The sequence below is a fragment of the Aeromonas sp. R2-1 genome (assembly GCF_040908425.1).
Lineage (GTDB): Bacteria > Pseudomonadota > Gammaproteobacteria > Enterobacterales > Aeromonadaceae > Aeromonas > Aeromonas caviae.
Window position 1 is genome coordinate 125,264 of record NZ_JBFODR010000034.1, and the last position, 16,091, is coordinate 141,354.

Annotated in this window: 18 protein-coding genes; 10 read left to right on the forward strand and 8 right to left on the reverse strand. The window is 62.6% G+C overall.

The genetic code is table 11. The annotated features are described in order from the left end of the window. Window positions 1–2: 2 nt before the first annotated feature. On the forward strand, window positions 3–815 hold the full coding sequence (locus tag AB5Y80_RS12925) for a VacJ family lipoprotein (RefSeq protein WP_029314176.1): 813 nt from the start codon (window positions 3–5) through the stop codon (window positions 813–815). 102 nt (window positions 816–917) lie between these two features. Here AB5Y80_RS12925 and sodB read toward each other — a convergent pair whose 3' ends face one another. Beyond that, entirely contained in the window at window positions 918–1,502 is a 585-nt protein-coding gene (gene sodB / locus AB5Y80_RS12930; protein ID WP_010673954.1) for a superoxide dismutase [Fe], read from the reverse strand. 287 nt (window positions 1,503–1,789) lie between these two features. Between sodB and AB5Y80_RS12935 the strand changes: the two genes are divergently transcribed. After that, window positions 1,790–2,134 carry a Grx4 family monothiol glutaredoxin gene (locus tag AB5Y80_RS12935; protein ID WP_010673955.1) on the forward strand — a complete coding sequence of 115 codons (345 nt, stop codon included), beginning with the start codon at window positions 1,790–1,792 and terminating at the stop codon, window positions 2,132–2,134. A gap of 67 nt (window positions 2,135–2,201) precedes the next feature. Here the strand turns inward: AB5Y80_RS12935 and AB5Y80_RS12940 are convergent, their stop codons facing one another. After that, window positions 2,202–3,413, reverse strand: coding sequence for an RsmB/NOP family class I SAM-dependent RNA methyltransferase (locus AB5Y80_RS12940; protein ID WP_010673956.1), 1,212 nt, complete (start codon window positions 3,411–3,413; stop codon window positions 2,202–2,204). 211 nt (window positions 3,414–3,624) lie between these two features. Here AB5Y80_RS12940 and AB5Y80_RS12945 point away from each other — a divergent pair, with 211 nt between their 5' ends. The 4 genes from AB5Y80_RS12945 (at window position 3,625) to AB5Y80_RS12960 (ending at window position 7,667) form a co-directional block, all read left to right on the forward strand. Then, entirely contained in the window at window positions 3,625–5,592 is a 1,968-nt protein-coding gene (locus AB5Y80_RS12945) for a reprolysin-like metallopeptidase (protein ID WP_368173019.1), read from the forward strand. After that, window positions 5,589–5,912 (forward strand): hypothetical protein, encoded by a 324-nt coding sequence (locus tag AB5Y80_RS12950; protein WP_039039894.1) that lies wholly within the window; start codon window positions 5,589–5,591, stop codon window positions 5,910–5,912. Before AB5Y80_RS12945 ends, AB5Y80_RS12950 begins: the two co-directional genes overlap by 4 nt. A gap of 157 nt (window positions 5,913–6,069) precedes the next feature. Beyond that, entirely contained in the window at window positions 6,070–6,708 is a 639-nt protein-coding gene (pdxH, locus tag AB5Y80_RS12955) for a pyridoxamine 5'-phosphate oxidase (RefSeq protein WP_039039893.1), read from the forward strand. Further along, window positions 6,708–7,667, forward strand: coding sequence for a LysR substrate-binding domain-containing protein (locus tag AB5Y80_RS12960; RefSeq protein ID WP_368173020.1), 960 nt, complete (start codon window positions 6,708–6,710; stop codon window positions 7,665–7,667). Before pdxH ends, AB5Y80_RS12960 begins: the two co-directional genes overlap by 1 nt. Window positions 7,668–7,880: 213 nt before the next feature. On the opposite strand, the gene AB5Y80_RS12965 is transcribed toward AB5Y80_RS12960, so the two are convergent. Genes AB5Y80_RS12965 through AB5Y80_RS12975 form a run of 3 tightly spaced genes read right to left on the reverse strand, consistent with a single transcriptional unit; the run spans window position 7,881 to window position 10,326 of the window. Beyond that, on the reverse strand, window positions 7,881–9,062 hold the full coding sequence (locus AB5Y80_RS12965; protein WP_368173021.1) for a M20 family metallopeptidase: 1,182 nt from the start codon (window positions 9,060–9,062) through the stop codon (window positions 7,881–7,883). Next, window positions 9,062–9,511: a hypothetical protein gene (locus tag AB5Y80_RS12970; RefSeq protein WP_010673962.1), complete on the reverse strand. Its 450-nt coding sequence runs from the start codon at window positions 9,509–9,511 to the stop codon at window positions 9,062–9,064. Before AB5Y80_RS12970 ends, AB5Y80_RS12965 begins: the two co-directional genes overlap by 1 nt. After that, window positions 9,508–10,326 (reverse strand): DUF3100 domain-containing protein, encoded by an 819-nt coding sequence (locus AB5Y80_RS12975; protein ID WP_010673963.1) that lies wholly within the window; start codon window positions 10,324–10,326, stop codon window positions 9,508–9,510. The genes AB5Y80_RS12970 and AB5Y80_RS12975 overlap by 4 nt, the downstream gene beginning before the upstream one ends. Before the next feature lie 261 nt (window positions 10,327–10,587). On the opposite strand from AB5Y80_RS12975, the gene AB5Y80_RS12980 reads away from it, so the two are divergent. Together AB5Y80_RS12980 and AB5Y80_RS12985 are read left to right on the forward strand one after the other, a co-directional pair. Next, window positions 10,588–11,778: a GNAT family N-acetyltransferase gene (locus tag AB5Y80_RS12980; protein WP_368173022.1), complete on the forward strand. Its 1,191-nt coding sequence runs from the start codon at window positions 10,588–10,590 to the stop codon at window positions 11,776–11,778. A 152-nt stretch (window positions 11,779–11,930) separates the two neighbouring features. Continuing rightward, entirely contained in the window at window positions 11,931–12,437 is a 507-nt protein-coding gene (locus tag AB5Y80_RS12985; protein ID WP_010673966.1) for a GNAT family N-acetyltransferase, read from the forward strand. Window positions 12,438–12,509: 72 nt separating this feature from the next. Here the strand turns inward: AB5Y80_RS12985 and AB5Y80_RS12990 are convergent, their stop codons facing one another. Continuing rightward, window positions 12,510–13,010: an SRPBCC domain-containing protein gene (locus AB5Y80_RS12990; RefSeq protein WP_010673967.1), complete on the reverse strand. Its 501-nt coding sequence runs from the start codon at window positions 13,008–13,010 to the stop codon at window positions 12,510–12,512. A gap of 182 nt (window positions 13,011–13,192) precedes the next feature. Between AB5Y80_RS12990 and AB5Y80_RS12995 the strand changes: the two genes are divergently transcribed. Beyond that, window positions 13,193–13,633, forward strand: a complete 441-nt coding sequence (locus tag AB5Y80_RS12995; RefSeq protein ID WP_128342902.1) for a GNAT family N-acetyltransferase — start codon at window positions 13,193–13,195, stop codon at window positions 13,631–13,633. 133 nt (window positions 13,634–13,766) lie between these two features. On the opposite strand, the gene eda is transcribed toward AB5Y80_RS12995, so the two are convergent. Beyond that, window positions 13,767–14,384: a bifunctional 4-hydroxy-2-oxoglutarate aldolase/2-dehydro-3-deoxy-phosphogluconate aldolase gene (gene eda / locus AB5Y80_RS13000; RefSeq protein ID WP_368173023.1), complete on the reverse strand. Its 618-nt coding sequence runs from the start codon at window positions 14,382–14,384 to the stop codon at window positions 13,767–13,769. A 62-nt stretch (window positions 14,385–14,446) separates the two neighbouring features. On the opposite strand from eda, the gene AB5Y80_RS13005 reads away from it, so the two are divergent. Beyond that, window positions 14,447–14,722: an FCD domain-containing protein gene (locus AB5Y80_RS13005; protein ID WP_368173026.1), complete on the forward strand. Its 276-nt coding sequence runs from the start codon at window positions 14,447–14,449 to the stop codon at window positions 14,720–14,722. Between the two features lie 152 nt (window positions 14,723–14,874). Here the strand turns inward: AB5Y80_RS13005 and AB5Y80_RS13010 are convergent. After that, a protein-coding gene (locus tag AB5Y80_RS13010) for an IS3-like element ISAeca4 family transposase (protein ID WP_139739419.1) occupies window positions 14,875–16,028 on the reverse strand; the annotation gives its coding sequence in 2 pieces (ribosomal slippage) (window positions 14,875–15,791 and window positions 15,791–16,028; 1,155 coding nt in all). Window positions 16,029–16,091: the final 63 nt, after the last annotated feature.

Consider the following 16,091-nt stretch of genomic DNA (forward strand, 5'->3'; position numbering starts at 1 on the left):
ATATGTATCTGCGTTCAGGAGCATTGGCGGTGGCATTGCTGCTCGCGGGCTGTGCGGGTGGCCCTCCCAAGCCGGGCCCGGAGAGCCTGGATCTCGGCGAGACTCCGAGCCGCCCCGGGGCATCCAGTACGGCCAGCGATCCTCGCGACCCCTTCCAGGGGCCCAACCGTGCCATGTGGGCCGTCAACTATGACGTGCTGGAGCCCTATGTGGCGCGCCCCGTGGTACACGGCTATGCCCGCTATGTCCCGCAAGGAGTGAGGGACAGCATCGAGAATTTCGTGGACAACTTCGACGAGCCGAGCAGCATGGTAAACCACCTGCTGGTGGGTGATCTGAAAGGGGCCGGTACCAACCTGGGCCGCTTCACCCTCAACACCACTGTGGGCCTGCTCGGTCTGTTCGACGTGGCCAAGCATGCGGGACTGGCTCGCAACACGCTGGAGATGGACACCGTGCTCGGCAAGGCCGACATCGGGGATGGCGCCTATCTGATGGTGCCGGTCTACGGTCCCACCACCACCCGGCAACTGGTTGGGGATACCATCGATACCATCTACTTCCCCTATGCCCTGCTGACCTTCCCGCTGAAGGTGGTGCACTGGGCGCTGGATGGCCTCGGTACCCGCTCCAAGCTGATCGATCAGGAGCGCATCATCGACAACGCGCTGGATCCTTACGCCCTGACCAAGGACTTCTACTTGCAGTACAACGATGGCAAGGTGACGGGCCGCAAACCCGAGCTCCAGGAGCAGAAGCCAGAGGCGGCGGATGATGGCAACCTCGACGATTACATGGACGAGATAGACCAGTAAGCACGGTCATCTTCCACAAGGCGCCTGCGGGCGCCTTTGTTGTCGATGGCAGGTATAAAAAAACGCCCCGCAAGTGCGGGGCGTTTTGGCAAGAAAGGCTTATCAGGCAGCCAGGTTCTTGGCCACGAATTCCCAGTTGACCAGGGCCCAGAAGGTTTCCATGTACTTCGGACGCAGGTTGCGGAAATCGATGTAGTAGGCGTGTTCCCACAGGTCGACGGTCAGCAGCGGGGTGGTACCGGCTTCGGTCAGCGGGCAACCGGCGTTGGAGGTGTTGACGATGGCCAGGGAGCCGTCAGCCTTTTTCACCAACCAGGTCCAGCTGGAGCCGAAGTTGCCGATGGCAGACTTGGTGAACGCATCTTTGAACTCGGCGAAGGAGCCGAAGGCCTTGGTGATGGCATCGGCCAGGGCGCCAGTGGGCTCGCCACCGCCGTTCGGGGAGAGGCAGTGCCAGTAGAAGGTGTGGTTCCAGATCTGGGCAGCGTTGTTGAAGACGCCACCAGTGGAGGTCTTGATGATCTCTTCCAGAGACTTGCCTTCAAACTCGGTACCCGGCACCAGGTTGTTCAGGTTGACCACGTAGGTGTTGTGGTGCTTGCCATGGTGGTATTCCAGAGTTTCCTGGGAGATGTGCGGTTCCAGAGCATTGATTGCATAGGGCAGAGCGGGAAGTTCGAAAGCCATTTTCTACTCTCCATTGGCTGGTCCGTGCGAAGGCGACGGTTGCAAGACATTGCGTACTCTTTTCTATCTTGAAAAGAATTGTTCTTGAAATGAGGGGGCCAGACGGCCCAAAGCCCGTCGATTGTAGCAGTATCAAAGATGGGCGAACAACCCTTGATTCTTGCCATGATCCGGATCAAGCTGCGGCGTATTGATGCATGACTTCTTTCATTCGCAACGGTTTGCCAGTTTGTGGTCTGCCCGGATTGCAGTAGAATGGCCGCCGAAATCGCTCCAGTGAGGCATTTATGGAAACTATTGAAAAGATCAAACAGCAGTTGGCTGAGAATCCCATCATCCTCTACATGAAGGGATCCCCCAAGCTGCCCAGCTGCGGTTTCTCTGCCCAGGCCTCCCAGGCCCTGATGTCCTGCGGCGAGCCTTTCGCCTATGTCGACATCCTGCAGAACCCGGACATCCGCGCCGAGCTGCCGAAATTCGCCAACTGGCCCACCTTCCCGCAACTGTGGGTCGAGGGCGAGCTGGTCGGTGGTTGCGACATCATGATCGAGATGTTCCAGGCCGGCGAGCTGCAGACCCTGATCAAGGAAACTGCCGCCAAGCACAAGCAGGATGACGCTGCCGCCGAATAAGGCCGCATCCATACCATGCAAAAAGGGGAGCCACTGGCTCCCCTTTTCTTTGTGCCCACGACAGACATCAGGCGATGCGTTCGAGGCGCGCCATGTAGAAGCCGTCGAAGCCGGTCTCGGCCGGGCTGACGTTGTGATCGCCGATCAGGCGGAAGTGCTCGTTGGCGGCGAGGAACTTGTCCACCTGCTGGCGGTTCTCCTCGGGCAGGATGGAGCAGGTGGCGTAGACCAGCAGGCCGCCCACCTTCACCATCTGGCTGTAGCGCTGCAGGATCTCCTCTTGCAGGGCGACCAGCACCGGCAGGCGCTCGGCGGTGTCGCGCCACTTGGCATCCGGGTTGCGCTTGAGCACGCCAAGGCCGGAGCAGGGGACGTCCAGCAGCACGCGATCGGCGCTTTCTTTAAGGCGCTTGACGGTCTTGCTGCTGGTGATGACCCGGGTCTCCACGTTGTGGGCACCGGCGCGGCGGGCGCGCTGCTTGAGGTTCTCCAGTTTCCACTCTTCCACGTCCATGGCCAGCAGACGGCCCTTGCCCTGCATCATGGCGGCCAGGTGCAGGGTCTTGCCGCCGGCACCGGCACAGGCGTCGATGACCCGCATGCCGGGCTTGACGTCGAGGGCCGCGGCCACCAGCTGGGAGCCGGCATCCTGCTGCTCGAAGCAGCCGTCGGCAAAGGCCTGGGTACGGAACAGGGCGGCGTCCGAGGTCACTTGCAGGGCGGTCTCCACTCCGTCGACGGGCACTGTGGTGACATGCTCTTTGGCCAGCATGGCTTGCAGCTCGTCCCGGGTGCACTTGAGGGTGTTGACCCGCAGGTAACGCTTGGGCATCCAGGCCAGGGCGGCACGCTCGGCCGGCCAGGCGTCGCCCAGTTGCTCGCTGCCGAGTTTTTCCAGCCAGGCAGGGCAGCCGTCCATCAGCACGGGGTTCTTCTTGGCCTCGGTCAGGCGGCGGCGGAACGCCTCCTCGTTGAAGCGATCCAGGGTCGGGTGGTTGGGCTGATCTATCTTGTGGAAGGCGTGCCAGCTGTGCAGCAGCGGCCAGACATTCTTCTCCGCCTGACGGACCTGGATGCCGGTGAGGAAGCAGTAGAGGCTGAGGCGGCGCAGCAGATCGCCGGTGACCAGGGCAATCCTTGCCTGTTCTTGCGGTTTGAGTTCGATGCCGGAGAAGTGACGTGCATAGGCGCGGTCGAGGGTAAGACCCTGACCCAGCACATCGTCAACGATGGCAACGACCAGATCCCCGAAACGGGGCAACAGTGGGGACTTGAGCATGAGATTAACCTTGGCCAAAGAAAGAGTGAACCGGCCCCGTCGAAGAGGGGTTCTGGAACGGACAAATCCGCGCCATGATAGGGGCTAGTCTGCATTGGTGCAACCTTCCCCATTCGGGGAATGTACAGAGGATGTTGCTGGACTAATCGGACCAGCGGGCAAATGATGCCGTGGCAGTTCAGGTGAATCCGTTTAAAAAGGAATTAAAAAGATGCAGTTGATGAAATATTCTCCGCTGGCGGTGCTGGTGGCGGGTCTGATGACGTCCGGCAACCTGATGGCCGGCGAGTGGCATACGGTCACGGCGCGGGCCACCGCCGCCGATGGGTACGAGGTGAGGGCCAGCCAGTATCGCATCGTCACCGTCTCCACCGATTACCTGGCTGCCCTGAAGGGGGGCGAGCGCCGCCTGACCCTGCCTCTGCCGGATGGCAAGGAGGTGACCTTCAGTCTGCAACCCTATGATCTGCTGCCAGCGGATCTGGCCGCCAAATATCCCGATATCCTGGCCTTCAAGGGGTACAACGAAGCGGCGCCGGGCGAGACCGGGCGCTTCGATCTCGGTCCCCAGGGATTCCACGCCATGTTCAGCCATGAAGGGAAGATGGTGTTCGTCGATCCCCTTCGCAATGGGGAAGGCTATGCCGTCTATTACCAGCAGGATGCCCACAGCCGGCTGGAAGAAGAGGCGGACAAGGTGATCGGGGGCGAGGCCAAGAAGCTGGCCCGCCAGGTGCTGGTGGATGGCAACGAGCGCAAGCGCTATGTCATCGCCATCTCGGCGGCGGGGGAGTACACCCAGTATCACGGCGGTACCGTGGAGGCGGGTCTTGGCGCCATCACCACCCTGCTCAACCGGGTCAACGAGGTCTACCAGCGTGACGTGGCGGCCGAATTCCAGCTGGCCAGCGGCAACGACACCATCATCTTCACCGACGTGGCGAACGATCCCTTCAACAATGATGACGGCGATATCGATGCCAACATGCAGGTGCAGGCCGATGCCCTGACCAAGGGTCTGGGGGCCTTCGACATCGGCCATGTGGTCAACACCGGTGGCGGCGGCCTGGCGGGACTGGGCGTACTCTGCACCCCTGACAAATCGGCGGGGATGACGGGCTCCTCCGAGCCGGTGGGGGATGCCTTCTTCATCGACTACGTGGCCCACGAGATTGGTCACCAGTTCGGGGCAGACCACACCTTCAACGGCACCACAGGCAGCTGTGGCGGCGGCAATCGGGAACCAAGCCAGGCCTGGGAGCCGGGCAGCGGCAGCTCCATCATGGCCTATGCGGGGATCTGCGGAGACGAAGATCTGCAGCCCCACAGCGAGCCCTATTTCCACAGCAAGTCCATCGAGCAGATGCGGGCCCACATGGCCACTGTGCCAAATTGCGGCACCCCGTTGGCGCTGGTCAACAATGCGCCCCAGGTGGCGGCAGGCAATGACTACGTCATCCCTGCCAACACCCCCTTCGTGCTCAAGGGGGCGGGGGCCGATCTTGACGGCGATCCGCTGAATTACACCTGGGAGCAGATCGATCTGGGGACGGAGTCGAGCAGCCCGGCCACCATGGTGGACGACGGCAGCCGCCCGCTGTTCCGTTTCGTGGCGCCCACCAGCGTGCCGGAGCGCACCCTGCCGAGTCTCACCTCCCTGCTCACCAACACCCTGGCGATAGGGGAGGCCTGGCCTGCCACCAACCGGGACCTGAACTTCCGCCTCACGGCGCGGGACGGCAAGGGCGGTGTCGCCAGCGATGACATGAAGATCCAGGTGGTCAACACCGGCAAGGCCTTTGCCCTGACCAGCCCGGTGGTGACCCCCCTGGGGGCGGGCAAGACGCAGACCATCAGTTGGGAAGTGGCCGGCACCAATGCCGCCCCCATCAACTGCAGCAAGGTGGATCTCTTCATGACCCGGGACGAGGGGGCAAACTGGACTCCCCTTGCCAGCGGCAAACCCAACTCGGGCTCGGCGAGCGTCACCATCCCGGCGGGCCAGGACGGCACTGCCCGCTTGAAGGTGGCGTGCAGCGACAACATCTTCTTCGCCATCAGTCCCCTCAAGCTCTCGGTCACCCAGCGCGGTGAAGAGGGGGGAAGCGGTGGCGGCGGTGCCCTCGGCTTCTGGACCCTGGCTCTGGCGTTGCTGGGCTGGCAGCGGAGGCGGGCATGAGACTGGCCGGGGTGCTACTGCTCACCCTGCTCGGCGGTTGTCAGGCCGATGCAGACACCCTGGATCAGGCGGTCAGCGCCAGCCTCGCCAGGCAGGATTACCGGCTGATCGTGCGGGCCGGGCGCGGCGAGGTGGCGCCCGGGATCGCGGCGGATCAGCAGGCGGCGGCCAAGGCGCGCTGCGGCGTGCGCTATCTCGACGGATTCGGGGATGTCATCAAGCCGGATCAGAAGGAGGCCCACGCCAGGCTGAGCGCCTATGCGGCGGACTACAACCGGCGCATGCTGGCCCATTGCCCGCCGGTTGACGGCAAGCAGTAGGCTGACGGTCATCGGCATAAAGAGGGAGGCATGAGCCTCCCTCTCTTTTTGCTCCTCCATTTGGCCGCCCCGAGGCTTGTACCCATGGCGCGCTCGTCGCACAATGCCTGCACCCATCGCCGCACGGGCGGCAGAGAAAGAGAGAAGGAAAATCAAGATGATGGATGTGGCTGATCTGCGTCGCGAATACACCAGGGGTGGACTGCACCGGGCCGATCTGCCGGCCGAGCCCCTCACCCTGTTCGAGAAGTGGCTGGCCCAGGCGTGCGAGGCCAAACTGACCGATCCCACCGCCATGGTGGTGGGCACCGTGGATGCCGATGGCCAGCCCTGGCAGCGCACCGTGCTGCTCAAGCACTACGATGCCGAAGGCATGGTGTTCTACACCAACATGGGCAGCCGCAAGGCGCATCAGCTGGAGGGCAACCCCCGTATCAGCCTGCTCTTCCCCTGGCACACCCTGGACAGACAGGTACACGTGACCGGTCGGGTGGAGAAGATGAGCACCTTCGAGGTGATGAAGTATTTCCACAGCCGTCCCAAGGACAGCCAGATCGCCGCCTGGGTCTCCAAACAGTCGACCCGCATCTCGGCCCGTGGCGTGCTGGAGGCCAAGTTCCTCGAACTCAAACAGAAGTTTGCCAATGGCGAGGTGCCGCTGCCGAGCTTTTGGGGTGGTTTCCGGGTGCGCATCGACACCGTCGAGTTCTGGCAGGGCGGGGAGCACCGTCTGCACGATCGCTTCTATTACACCCGCGAGGGGGACGGCTGGCACATCGAGCGCCTGGCACCCTGATGAACATCGCCCGGCTCAAGAACTTCACCGAGATAGTGAAGAACAACTTCAACATCTCGGCGACGGCGGAGAAGCTCTATACCTCCCAGCCGACCCTCAGCAAGCAGATGAAGATGCTGGAAGAGGAGCTGGGGCTGGCGCTGTTTACCCGCAAGGGCAAGAACCTGTCGGGCCTGACCCCCATGGGGGAGCAGGTGATGGAGCTGGCCAGGGGAGTGGTGGCCCAGGTGGAGCAGATTGGCCAGCTTTCCCTCGGGGATCAGCTGGCCACCAGCGGGGTGCTGCGCATCGTCACCACCCACACCATGGCCCGCTACAAGCTGCCGGCGGTCATTACCGAATTCTCCCGCCGCTACCCCGAGGTGAGCATCCAGCTGCATCAGGGAGCCCCTGCCCAACTGGCGCAGATGGTGCAAAACGGGGATGTGGAGATGGCCATCGCCACCGAGTCCATGCACCTGTTCGACGAGCTGGCGACCGTGCCCTGCTATCGCTGGGGGCGCAGCGTGGTGGTGCCCCACGGCCATCCGCTGCTGGACTGCCAGCCGCTGGCCATGGCGGATCTGGCCCGGTATCCCCTCATCACCTATGTGTTCGGTTTCACCGGCCGCTCCAAGATGGACAAGGCGTTCGGTCGCCATGGCCTCAGCCCCCGCATCGTGCTGACGGCCACCGACAGCGACATCATCAAGCACTATGTGCGCCTGGGGATGGGAGTCGGGGTGATCGCCACCTCGGCGTTCGACGAAGGGGACAGGGAGAGCCTGGTCTGCCTCAACATCGATCATCTGATCGCCTCGAGCGTGGCCCATGTGTGCCTGCGCAGGCACGCCCACCTGCGGGACTACATGTACGACTTCATCCACCTCTATGCCCCCCATGTGAACCGGGAGACGGTGCAGCTGGCGCTGCTCAACCAGGGAACGCCCGCTCCGTCTGCGACCCTGCCCTGGCTCTGAAAGCCGTCAGGGGGAGTCAGATGTGCTGCATAGATCCAAAAAAGAGAGGCCAGTGGCCTCTCTTTTTTGTGGTAAGTGGTGTCCTGTGCTGCCTTTTCCCGGTGATCCCTCTCTCCCGGCTGTCGTGGCCACCAGATTGACGGCGCTCCGGGTGCCGAGCAGCAGATCGCCATCATCCAGCAGGGCCTCGGGGTGCGGCAGCCCCCTTGCTGCTTAGGGGGTACGGGTCGCCAGATTGACGAAGATCTGGGCTCCCACCAGCAGGCAGTCGTCGTCCAGGTAATAGGGGTTCGCGTGCAGGTAGTTGCAGATCCCCTTGGCCTGATTGCCGCTGCCGAGGAAGAACATGGCCCCCATGCGGCTTGGCGTGGCGTTGATCATGTAGCTGAAGTCCTCGCTGCCGGTCATGGGCTGGCCCTTTGCGTTGATCCCGTCGCTGGACAGCACCTCCGAGGCGGCTTGTTGCAGGCGCTCGCAGGCCTTGGGGTGGTTCTCCACTGCCGGGTAGCCGGCATAGACCATGGTGGTCTTGAAGCCGCGCAGCTCGCTCTGGGCGATGATGTCCCTGAAGCTGTTTTTCAGGATCTGGTCGGTTTCGGCATCCATGGCGCGGATGGTGCCACGGGCCTGCACATGATCGGCGATGGCGTTGGGAATGGTGCCGCCGTTGATCATGCCGCAACCAAAGACCGCCGGGCTGAACGGACTGGTGCGCTTGGCGACGATGTAGTCCATGTCCTCGATGATCCGCACCGCCTCCCGGATGGCATCCAGCCCCTTGTGGGGGGTGGAGCCGTGGGCGGAGATGCCGTGCACATCGAGCGTCCAGGCAGACCCCCAGGAGGACATGACCCCCTGGTTGAACTTGATGGTGCCCGTCTCCATGGCGCCGTCGTTGTGCAGGGCATAGACCTCGTCCACCCCCTTCATGCAGCCAAGCTCCACCATCTTTTCGGCACCGGGGACGCGCATGTCCTCTTCCGCCATCTGGAAGATGAAGCGGACGTTGTAGCGCAGGCGCTCGCGGTTGGCGGCCAGAAACCTGGCGGCGGTCAGAGCGATCGCCATGTGGGAGTCGTGGCCGCAGTTGTGGGCCATCCCCTCATGGGTGGATTTGAACGCCACCTCGCTCATGTCGTGCATCTCCAGGCCATCCATGTCGGCACGAAAGGCAATGGTGGGCAGGGTGGGGTCGACCGCCAGATCCCCGTGAAAACCGGTGAAACCGGGATACAAGGTGATCCTGTAGCCGAACTCTTCCATCAACCCACGGCAGTAGGCAGAGGTCTTGAACTCGGCCCCCGAGTATTCCGGGATGCGGTGCAGGTGGTGGCGCACTTCGTAGCTGAAGTCGCGCAGGGCCAACAGGTCAGGTTCGATATGGTAGTGGTTCATCAGATGATCCCTTGAATGGAGAAACCGAGCTGGGCAACCAGGGAGGCGCCAAAGAAGCAGCAGGTGGAGACGATCATGAAGATGAGGATCACCTTCCACGACATCTTCTTGAGCTCCTCCAGCTGACCGCCCACCGAGAGGCCGGCGAAGGCCAGGAGCGGCACGCAGCAGGAGAGGAAGGAGATCTTGGCCACGGCATCGATGAAGAGGCCGCGCACCGGGGTCTCGGGCAGGCAGATGAGAATGCCGATGATGGTGGCATAGGCAAAGGCCGGCAGGGAGGAGGGCAGATAGCGCTTGGTCACCAGGGAGGCGAACACCACCAAGGACATGGCGATGAAGCTGTCCCCCATCTGCCACAGCGGCAGGCCCGAGGTCAGGGTCTGGGTGAACATGGCCAGCAGGATCGCCAGGAAGACGAAGCGCATATCCATCACGATGCTTTTCATGCTTTCTCTCCTTTGGCGGTCAAGGCATAGATTTTTTCAGCGAGCGGCAGACCCAGATAGGTGAGGGAGAGCGCCCCCAGGGCCGACGAGAGCAGGTTTGAGGCGGCGGCGATGCTGAGCACCTGCTGGGCCATCGCCTCATCGAGGCCGTTGATGAGGGCTCCGGAGGCGGCGCTCAGCATGGAGCCGGATCCCACGCCGGAACCGGCGGCCAGGGCCAGGGGATGCAGTCCGGTGAGGGGGGCGATGCTGCCGAGCACGCTGAACCAGAGGGTGCCGATGACGGAGCCGCACAGGTAGATGGCGAGCACGCCGATGTACTCCTGGGAGCCGGTGCCGAACTTGCCCTGGATCACCGCGACCGAGGGTTCACGGCTGATGGAGGAGCAGGCCCCGATGGCACGGCGGCCAAAGCCGAATTTCACCGCCAGTGGAATGGCGATGAGGATGGGCAGGAGGTTGCCTATCTCTTGCAGGAAGAGCGGTACGCCGACGCTCAGGATCATCTTGAGGTTGGGGATGATCATCCCCGCATACTGGGTCCCGAGGATCAGCAGGCTGAAACCCACCATCTTGCCGCAGAAGCCCTCTTCTCGCTCGGTGAAGAGCCTCTTCCAGCCGGGGATGCGATCCTTGACGGGCTTGGCGGAGACGATCATGCCGATGATGACGGCAAAGAGCATGGGCAGGATGGGGATGATGGCGATGCCGAGTCTGATCTCCTGCTTCCCGATGAGGGATTGGGCCACGAAGATCAGCAGGGCGGTCGCCAGGGTACTGACTACTACCGTTTTGAGTGGGCTGGTTGGCTGCATAGTGTGTTCTCTTGTTATCCGTTGTCCTTCATGGGCGTCTTTGGTCGCGCCATGATGGGGGCATGATAGGAAGCGAGGAGGGGAAGGAATGTGACCGCCATCAAGTCAGCCATATGGCATTTTTTCATGGGGTATGCCGTTTAACCATGGTAAACATATGGTTTAACAACTCATTGGTAGCTGCTTATGCTGCCTCAGACAGGAGTGTGGTGCCGCCCGGGCACCCGGTGCCTGATCCGGGGGACGGATGTGGGGGAAGGAATGGATCTGTTGATCGAGGGGGCGCTCTGGCGCCCCTCCTGGCAAGCGGCGTTGCAGGCCTGGCAGCACCGGGGAAACCGCTGGTGGCTGCTGCTTGGCAAAGGGGAGGCGAGGGAGACGGCACCCTGGTCGGTCAGCCCGCCAGATGGCATTCTCCGTGCCCGCGACCTGCTTGCCGCCTGGCTGGGGGAGGCCGCCTCCCCGCTGATGGCGACACAGCCGGACCGGCAGATCCTGATCGCTGCCTCCGGCTCCCTGCTGACCCTGGCCAGAGAGAGCGGCCTGCTCACCCTGGGGCCCGCGGGGGCGGATCATCGCCTCGGTGCCGATGACGACCTCGGTGTTGCCCTGCAACACCTGCTTGCCCGCCGCCTGATGACCCCGGTGCTGCGCGAGCCTGGCGGGCAGGACGCGCTGGTGCTGCGCCCCCTGCTGCCCGGCGATGAGAGCGCCATCCTGCGTTATTGTTCGGATGCGGCGCTCGCCCGCTATACCCTCAACATCCCCCACCCCTATTCGCCGGAGGCGGCGCGGGACTGGCTTGCCCTGAGCGGGCGCAAGGCTGCTCTCGGGCTGGGATGCACCTGGGCCCTGACTCTGCCCCAGGGGCGTGAAGACGAGCCCGCTCCCCTGGTCGGTACCCTCTCCCTGCACTGGCACGGGGAGCTGGCATGGTGGGTCGGCGTGCCCTGGCAGAACAGGGGGCTGGCCACCCGGGCCGCGAACCTGGTCAGGGCGTTTGCCTTCGAACAGTGGCACCTGCCTGCCCTCACCGCCCGCCACATGCCGGGCAACCTCGCCTCAGGCCGGGTGATGGAAAAGACTGGCATGCACCATGACGGGCGTCGGCCAGATCCGGCCGATGGCGCCCTCGAGCTCGATCACTGGCGGCTGGATCGCCCGGCGCGCCTGACGGATGCACGCAAAGAGGCGCTGGCCCCCTGGCTGGATGACGAGGAGGTGGTCGTGGCCATACTGCACGGTGAGGGGGTGGCGCTCTTCATGGCGGGGGAGGCGACAGAGGGCGAGCAGACACTCAGCGGGCTGACGGTGCGGCGCTATCCCCTGGTCATGCTGGCGCCAGAGGCGCCCGGGGTGCAGGCCCATGGTGGTGGCGCCCTGCTCAAGGAGTGCGGGGATCTGGGCCTCGCCTATCTGCGGCGATTGCGACAGCCTGACGACGGACGCTGATGGCTTGCGCAAGCTCGCTCATCGCGAAGCCTGGTGCGGGGTCTGTCAGGCGTTTTCCTGAGTCCGTCCTCCCATTTTCAGACAAAGGCAGTGAAGTGGCGCACCACTTCTGTGGAATAATGGCCGCCCTGCTGTACGAGGAGTAACGCTGTATGTTGAGAACCGAGCGTCCCGGCGACATGCTGCCAGTCTATGAGCTGGTGAGTGCCGCCTTTGGTCGTCCCGACGAGGCCGAACTGGTCAACCGCCTGCGAGAATGTGGGGCCGCCGTGGTCACCATGGTCGAGGAGGAAGAGTACGAGTTCATGGGGCACCTGATGCTGAGCCCGATCACCATTGAGGGACAGGAAGGGCCCTGGCTGGGACTGGCACCCGTGGCCGTGCATCCCGACTGGCAGGGGCAGGGCATTGGCTCGGATCTGGTGCGGGAAGGGCTGGACACGGCACTGGAGATGGACTGGAAGGCGGTGGTGGTGCTCGGGGATCCCGCCTACTACGCCCGTTTCGGCTTTCGGCCTGCCAGCGACTTCGGCCTGCACTGCATCTACGAGGTGCCGACGGAGTGTTTCATGGCGATGGAGTTGCAACCCGGCGGGCTCGACGGGGTAAGGGGCGAGGTGCTCTATCACCCCCTGTTCGATGAAGAGCCGGTGGAGTGACCGCCTGCCCATCCATGAAAAAGGACCCTTAGCGGGTCCTTTTTCATGCCATGCCCATCGCTTGAATGGACGTCACTGGGCCAGTGATTTCAGCTGCTGCTTGCCCGGCGGGTTGTTCCAGTCGATGGGGCCGTGGGTGAAACGGTACTGAAGCCTCGGCAGACTCAGTTCCAGCCACTCCTCCCGGAAGTAGGCATAACCCTGGTCCCAGTCTGGATCCTGCGCCCAGCCGGTTTGCAGGAAGTGGAGCCGGGTGCCCTGGCCCTCCGGCACGAAGCGCAGGCTGACCTGGGTCTTCTGCTGACGAATGTGGGGAAACTGGGGAGGGAAATTCCAGCTGAAGCTGAGCAGATCATGGGGCATGACCGCCATCACCCGGCACCCTTCGCTGCCACGCTCGCCGAGGGGAGCATCGGGTCTGAAATAAATCTCGAACGGTCCGTTGGGTTCCGGGACCATGAGGCACTCCGGCGCCAGAAAACTGCGCAGCCCGCTCTCTGTGGTCCAGGCCCGCCAGACATCGTCAATGTGGGCGGGTACCAGAATACTGCCTTCAATTTGCTTGTTATCCATAAATCAGTGAACCTCAAACCAGTCATGGACGGGACCTCGGCAGTATAGCCCCTGAGGCGATAAAATAGGCAGCCCTGTGTCACAGGGTTACGTATTCAAGAGGGTCCACATTGCCGATTTGACAGCACGGCGGGATCCATCGAGAGTGGGAAGCGACAAGCACGCAACGCAAGGATGGTGTCATGATCAGAATGATGACGGAAGCTGATGAGCCCATGCTGGCGCAGCTCTTCCTCAAGGGAAGGCGCCAGGCCTTCCATTGGGTTGATCCCGCCCTGTTCCGGCTCGAGGATTTTGCCGATCAGACCCGGGGCGAGGAGATCTGGGTGGCGGAGAAAGGGGGCAGCCCGTGCGGATTCGTCTCCATCTGGGGGGCCGAGAGCTTCGTGCATCATCTCTACGTGGTGGCGGACTGGCACGGGCAGGGCATGGGGCGGGCCTTGCTTGCCGCCGGTTTGGCCGGGTACCCCTCCCCGGCCTCCCTCAAGGTGGCCATGCGCAACACCACGGCGATGGCTTTCTATCATCGCCTGGGCTGGGAGAACACCGAAGAGACGGGTCATTGCGACATCACGGGCCCCTGGCGCAGGCTGGTGTTAACGCCCGATGCCGCAGGGGAATAAGCCGCTGGCAGACTGCGGCAACCGCACCGCACATTGATCTCCAGCCCTGGCAGGGCATAAAAAAGCCACTTCGCGGGAAGTGGCTCTTCAACACATCCGGGGGAGGGTAGACCCTCCCCTAGTCAGCTGATGATCACAAGGCCGCCACGGCCTCTCTTACCAGGGCGGCCAGCTCTTCCCACCTGCCCTCGTCGATGAGCTTGGCCGGCACCATCCAAGTGCCGCCGCAGGCGATCACGGCATTCAGCCCCAGATACTCCTTCAGATTGGCCGGCGTCACGCCGCCGGTGGGCATGAAGCGCACCGGATAGACGGCGCCTAGGGCCTTGAGCATGACGGTGCCGCCAGACTGCTCGGCCGGGAAGAACTTGAGGTGGCGCAGCCCCATCTCCATGGCCTGCTCCACCAGGCTGGGGTTGTTGACCCCGGGGATGATGGTGACGTCCTTGTCCAGGCAGTACTGCACCGTGGTCGGGTTGAAGCCGGGGCTGACGATGAAGTCGGCGCCCGCCGCAACGGCCGCGTCCACCTGTTCGCGGTTGAGCACGGTGCCGGCCCCGATCAGCAGATCCGGGTAGGCCGCGCGCATCTGGCGGATGGCCTCTGCGGCGGCGTCGGTGACGTCGGCCCCTTGCAGGCGTGCGGCGAGATAAGCGGCGCTGAAGGAGTCGCCCGCTGCCGTGGTGTCGATCACCTGTTCGGCGGACAACCGCAGGGCGGCGATTTCGATCCGCTGCGCTGCCGTGACCACCAGGCAACCTCAGAGCCGCGCTTGACGATGATCTCGCCAACCCCGAAGCCCTGGCTCCCTGGCTGCATTGCGAGCGCAACTCCTACTGGCGCAAGCTCCACGAGCATATCGACGACAAGGCCATCCCCAGCTGGTGCGACGATCACGACCAGATCCTCAAGGCCTTGATGCGCAAGGATCCGCAGGCGGCCAAGCTGGCCATGTGGCAGCACCTGGAGAACACCAAGCAGATGCTCTTCCAGGCCACCATCTTCGATGACGAAATGGAGGATGACCGCTACCTCTTCTCCGAAAATCCCGTCGTTCATCTGACCCAGCCTTCCACTGCCAACGGCTAGTGGAAGATTCTCGGGGGCGAACCCTCGAGGTTGTTTCAACCCCATGGAGGCGCTGGGCTGATGGCGTGGCCCACAGCTCCCGGGCAAATTGCCGTTCCACTCGCCGGTTTTTGCTGGCCGCATCACCTGGATGCTGAATCGCCCCGGCTTCTCTAGACACTTTTGAGCCGTTCGAAATATTGCTTTTCACACTCTACTGGCGATAGCCCATTGTTGAAACTGTGCCGACGCTTGGGGTTGTAAAACATTTCAATGTAATCGAACACATCCTGCCGGGCCTCCTCCCGATCTGCATAGGTTTTACGTCGGATCCGCTCGCGTTTGAGGAGTTGGAAGAAACTCTCCGCCACCGCGTTATCATGGCAATTGCCACGTCTGCTCATGCTGGCCTTGAGCCGGTGCTCCCGCAAAAAATCCTGCCAGTCATAGCTGCTAAACTGGCTCCCTTGGTCAGAATGAACCAGCACTTCCTGCTCGGGTCGCCGTCGCCACACTGCCATCAGTAACGCGCTGATGGCCAACTCTCGGTCGATCCGTGGCCCCATTGACCAACCAATGACTTGTCGTGAAAACAAATCCAATACCGCGGCCAGATAGAGCCAGCCTTCATGGGTTCGAATATAAGTGATGTCCGTTACCCAGACCTTATTTGGCTCAGTCACATCGAACTGGCGTTCAAGATGATTCGGTGCAACCACCGTTGGCCGGCCACCATAATGACCGGGACGGCGACGATAACCGGTTTGTGAACGCAAACCTTCATGACGCATTAATCGCGCCACCCGGTGTTTCCCACAGGTCTCGCCCATCTCTCGCAGGTCATCCCGGATCTTGCGATAGCCATAGACGCCCCCGCTTTCTAGCCAACATTGCTTGATCTGGCCCAGGAGGCGTTGGTCTTCAAGTGCGCGGGCAGATAAAGGCTGGTGCTGCCAGGCGTAATAACCGCTCGGGTGGACATTCATCATCCGACACAGTCGGCGGATGGGATGTGTGGACGCGTGCACCCGGATGAAGGCGTACCTTACCCTGACAGCTTGGCAAAGTACGCGGCGGCCTTTTTTAAGATATCTCGCTCATCGGTGACGCGGCGCAGTTCAGCCTTGAGGCGCCGAATTTCGGCTTGCTGGCTGGAGTCATGCTGTTGCTGCACGGCGGGCTGGCTGTAGCGCCTGATCCAGGCGTAAAGACTGTGGCTGGAAACACCAAGTCGCTCAGCGACCTCTGCCACTGGGTAATGGCGCTCAGTCACCTGCTTGACGGCGGCCAGTTTGAATTCTTCCGTGTAACGTTGCTGCTTGCTCATAACACCTCCTGATTGACCTCAGTTTGAGGCTCTTGAGGTGTCTAGGAAAGTAGGGGCGATTCA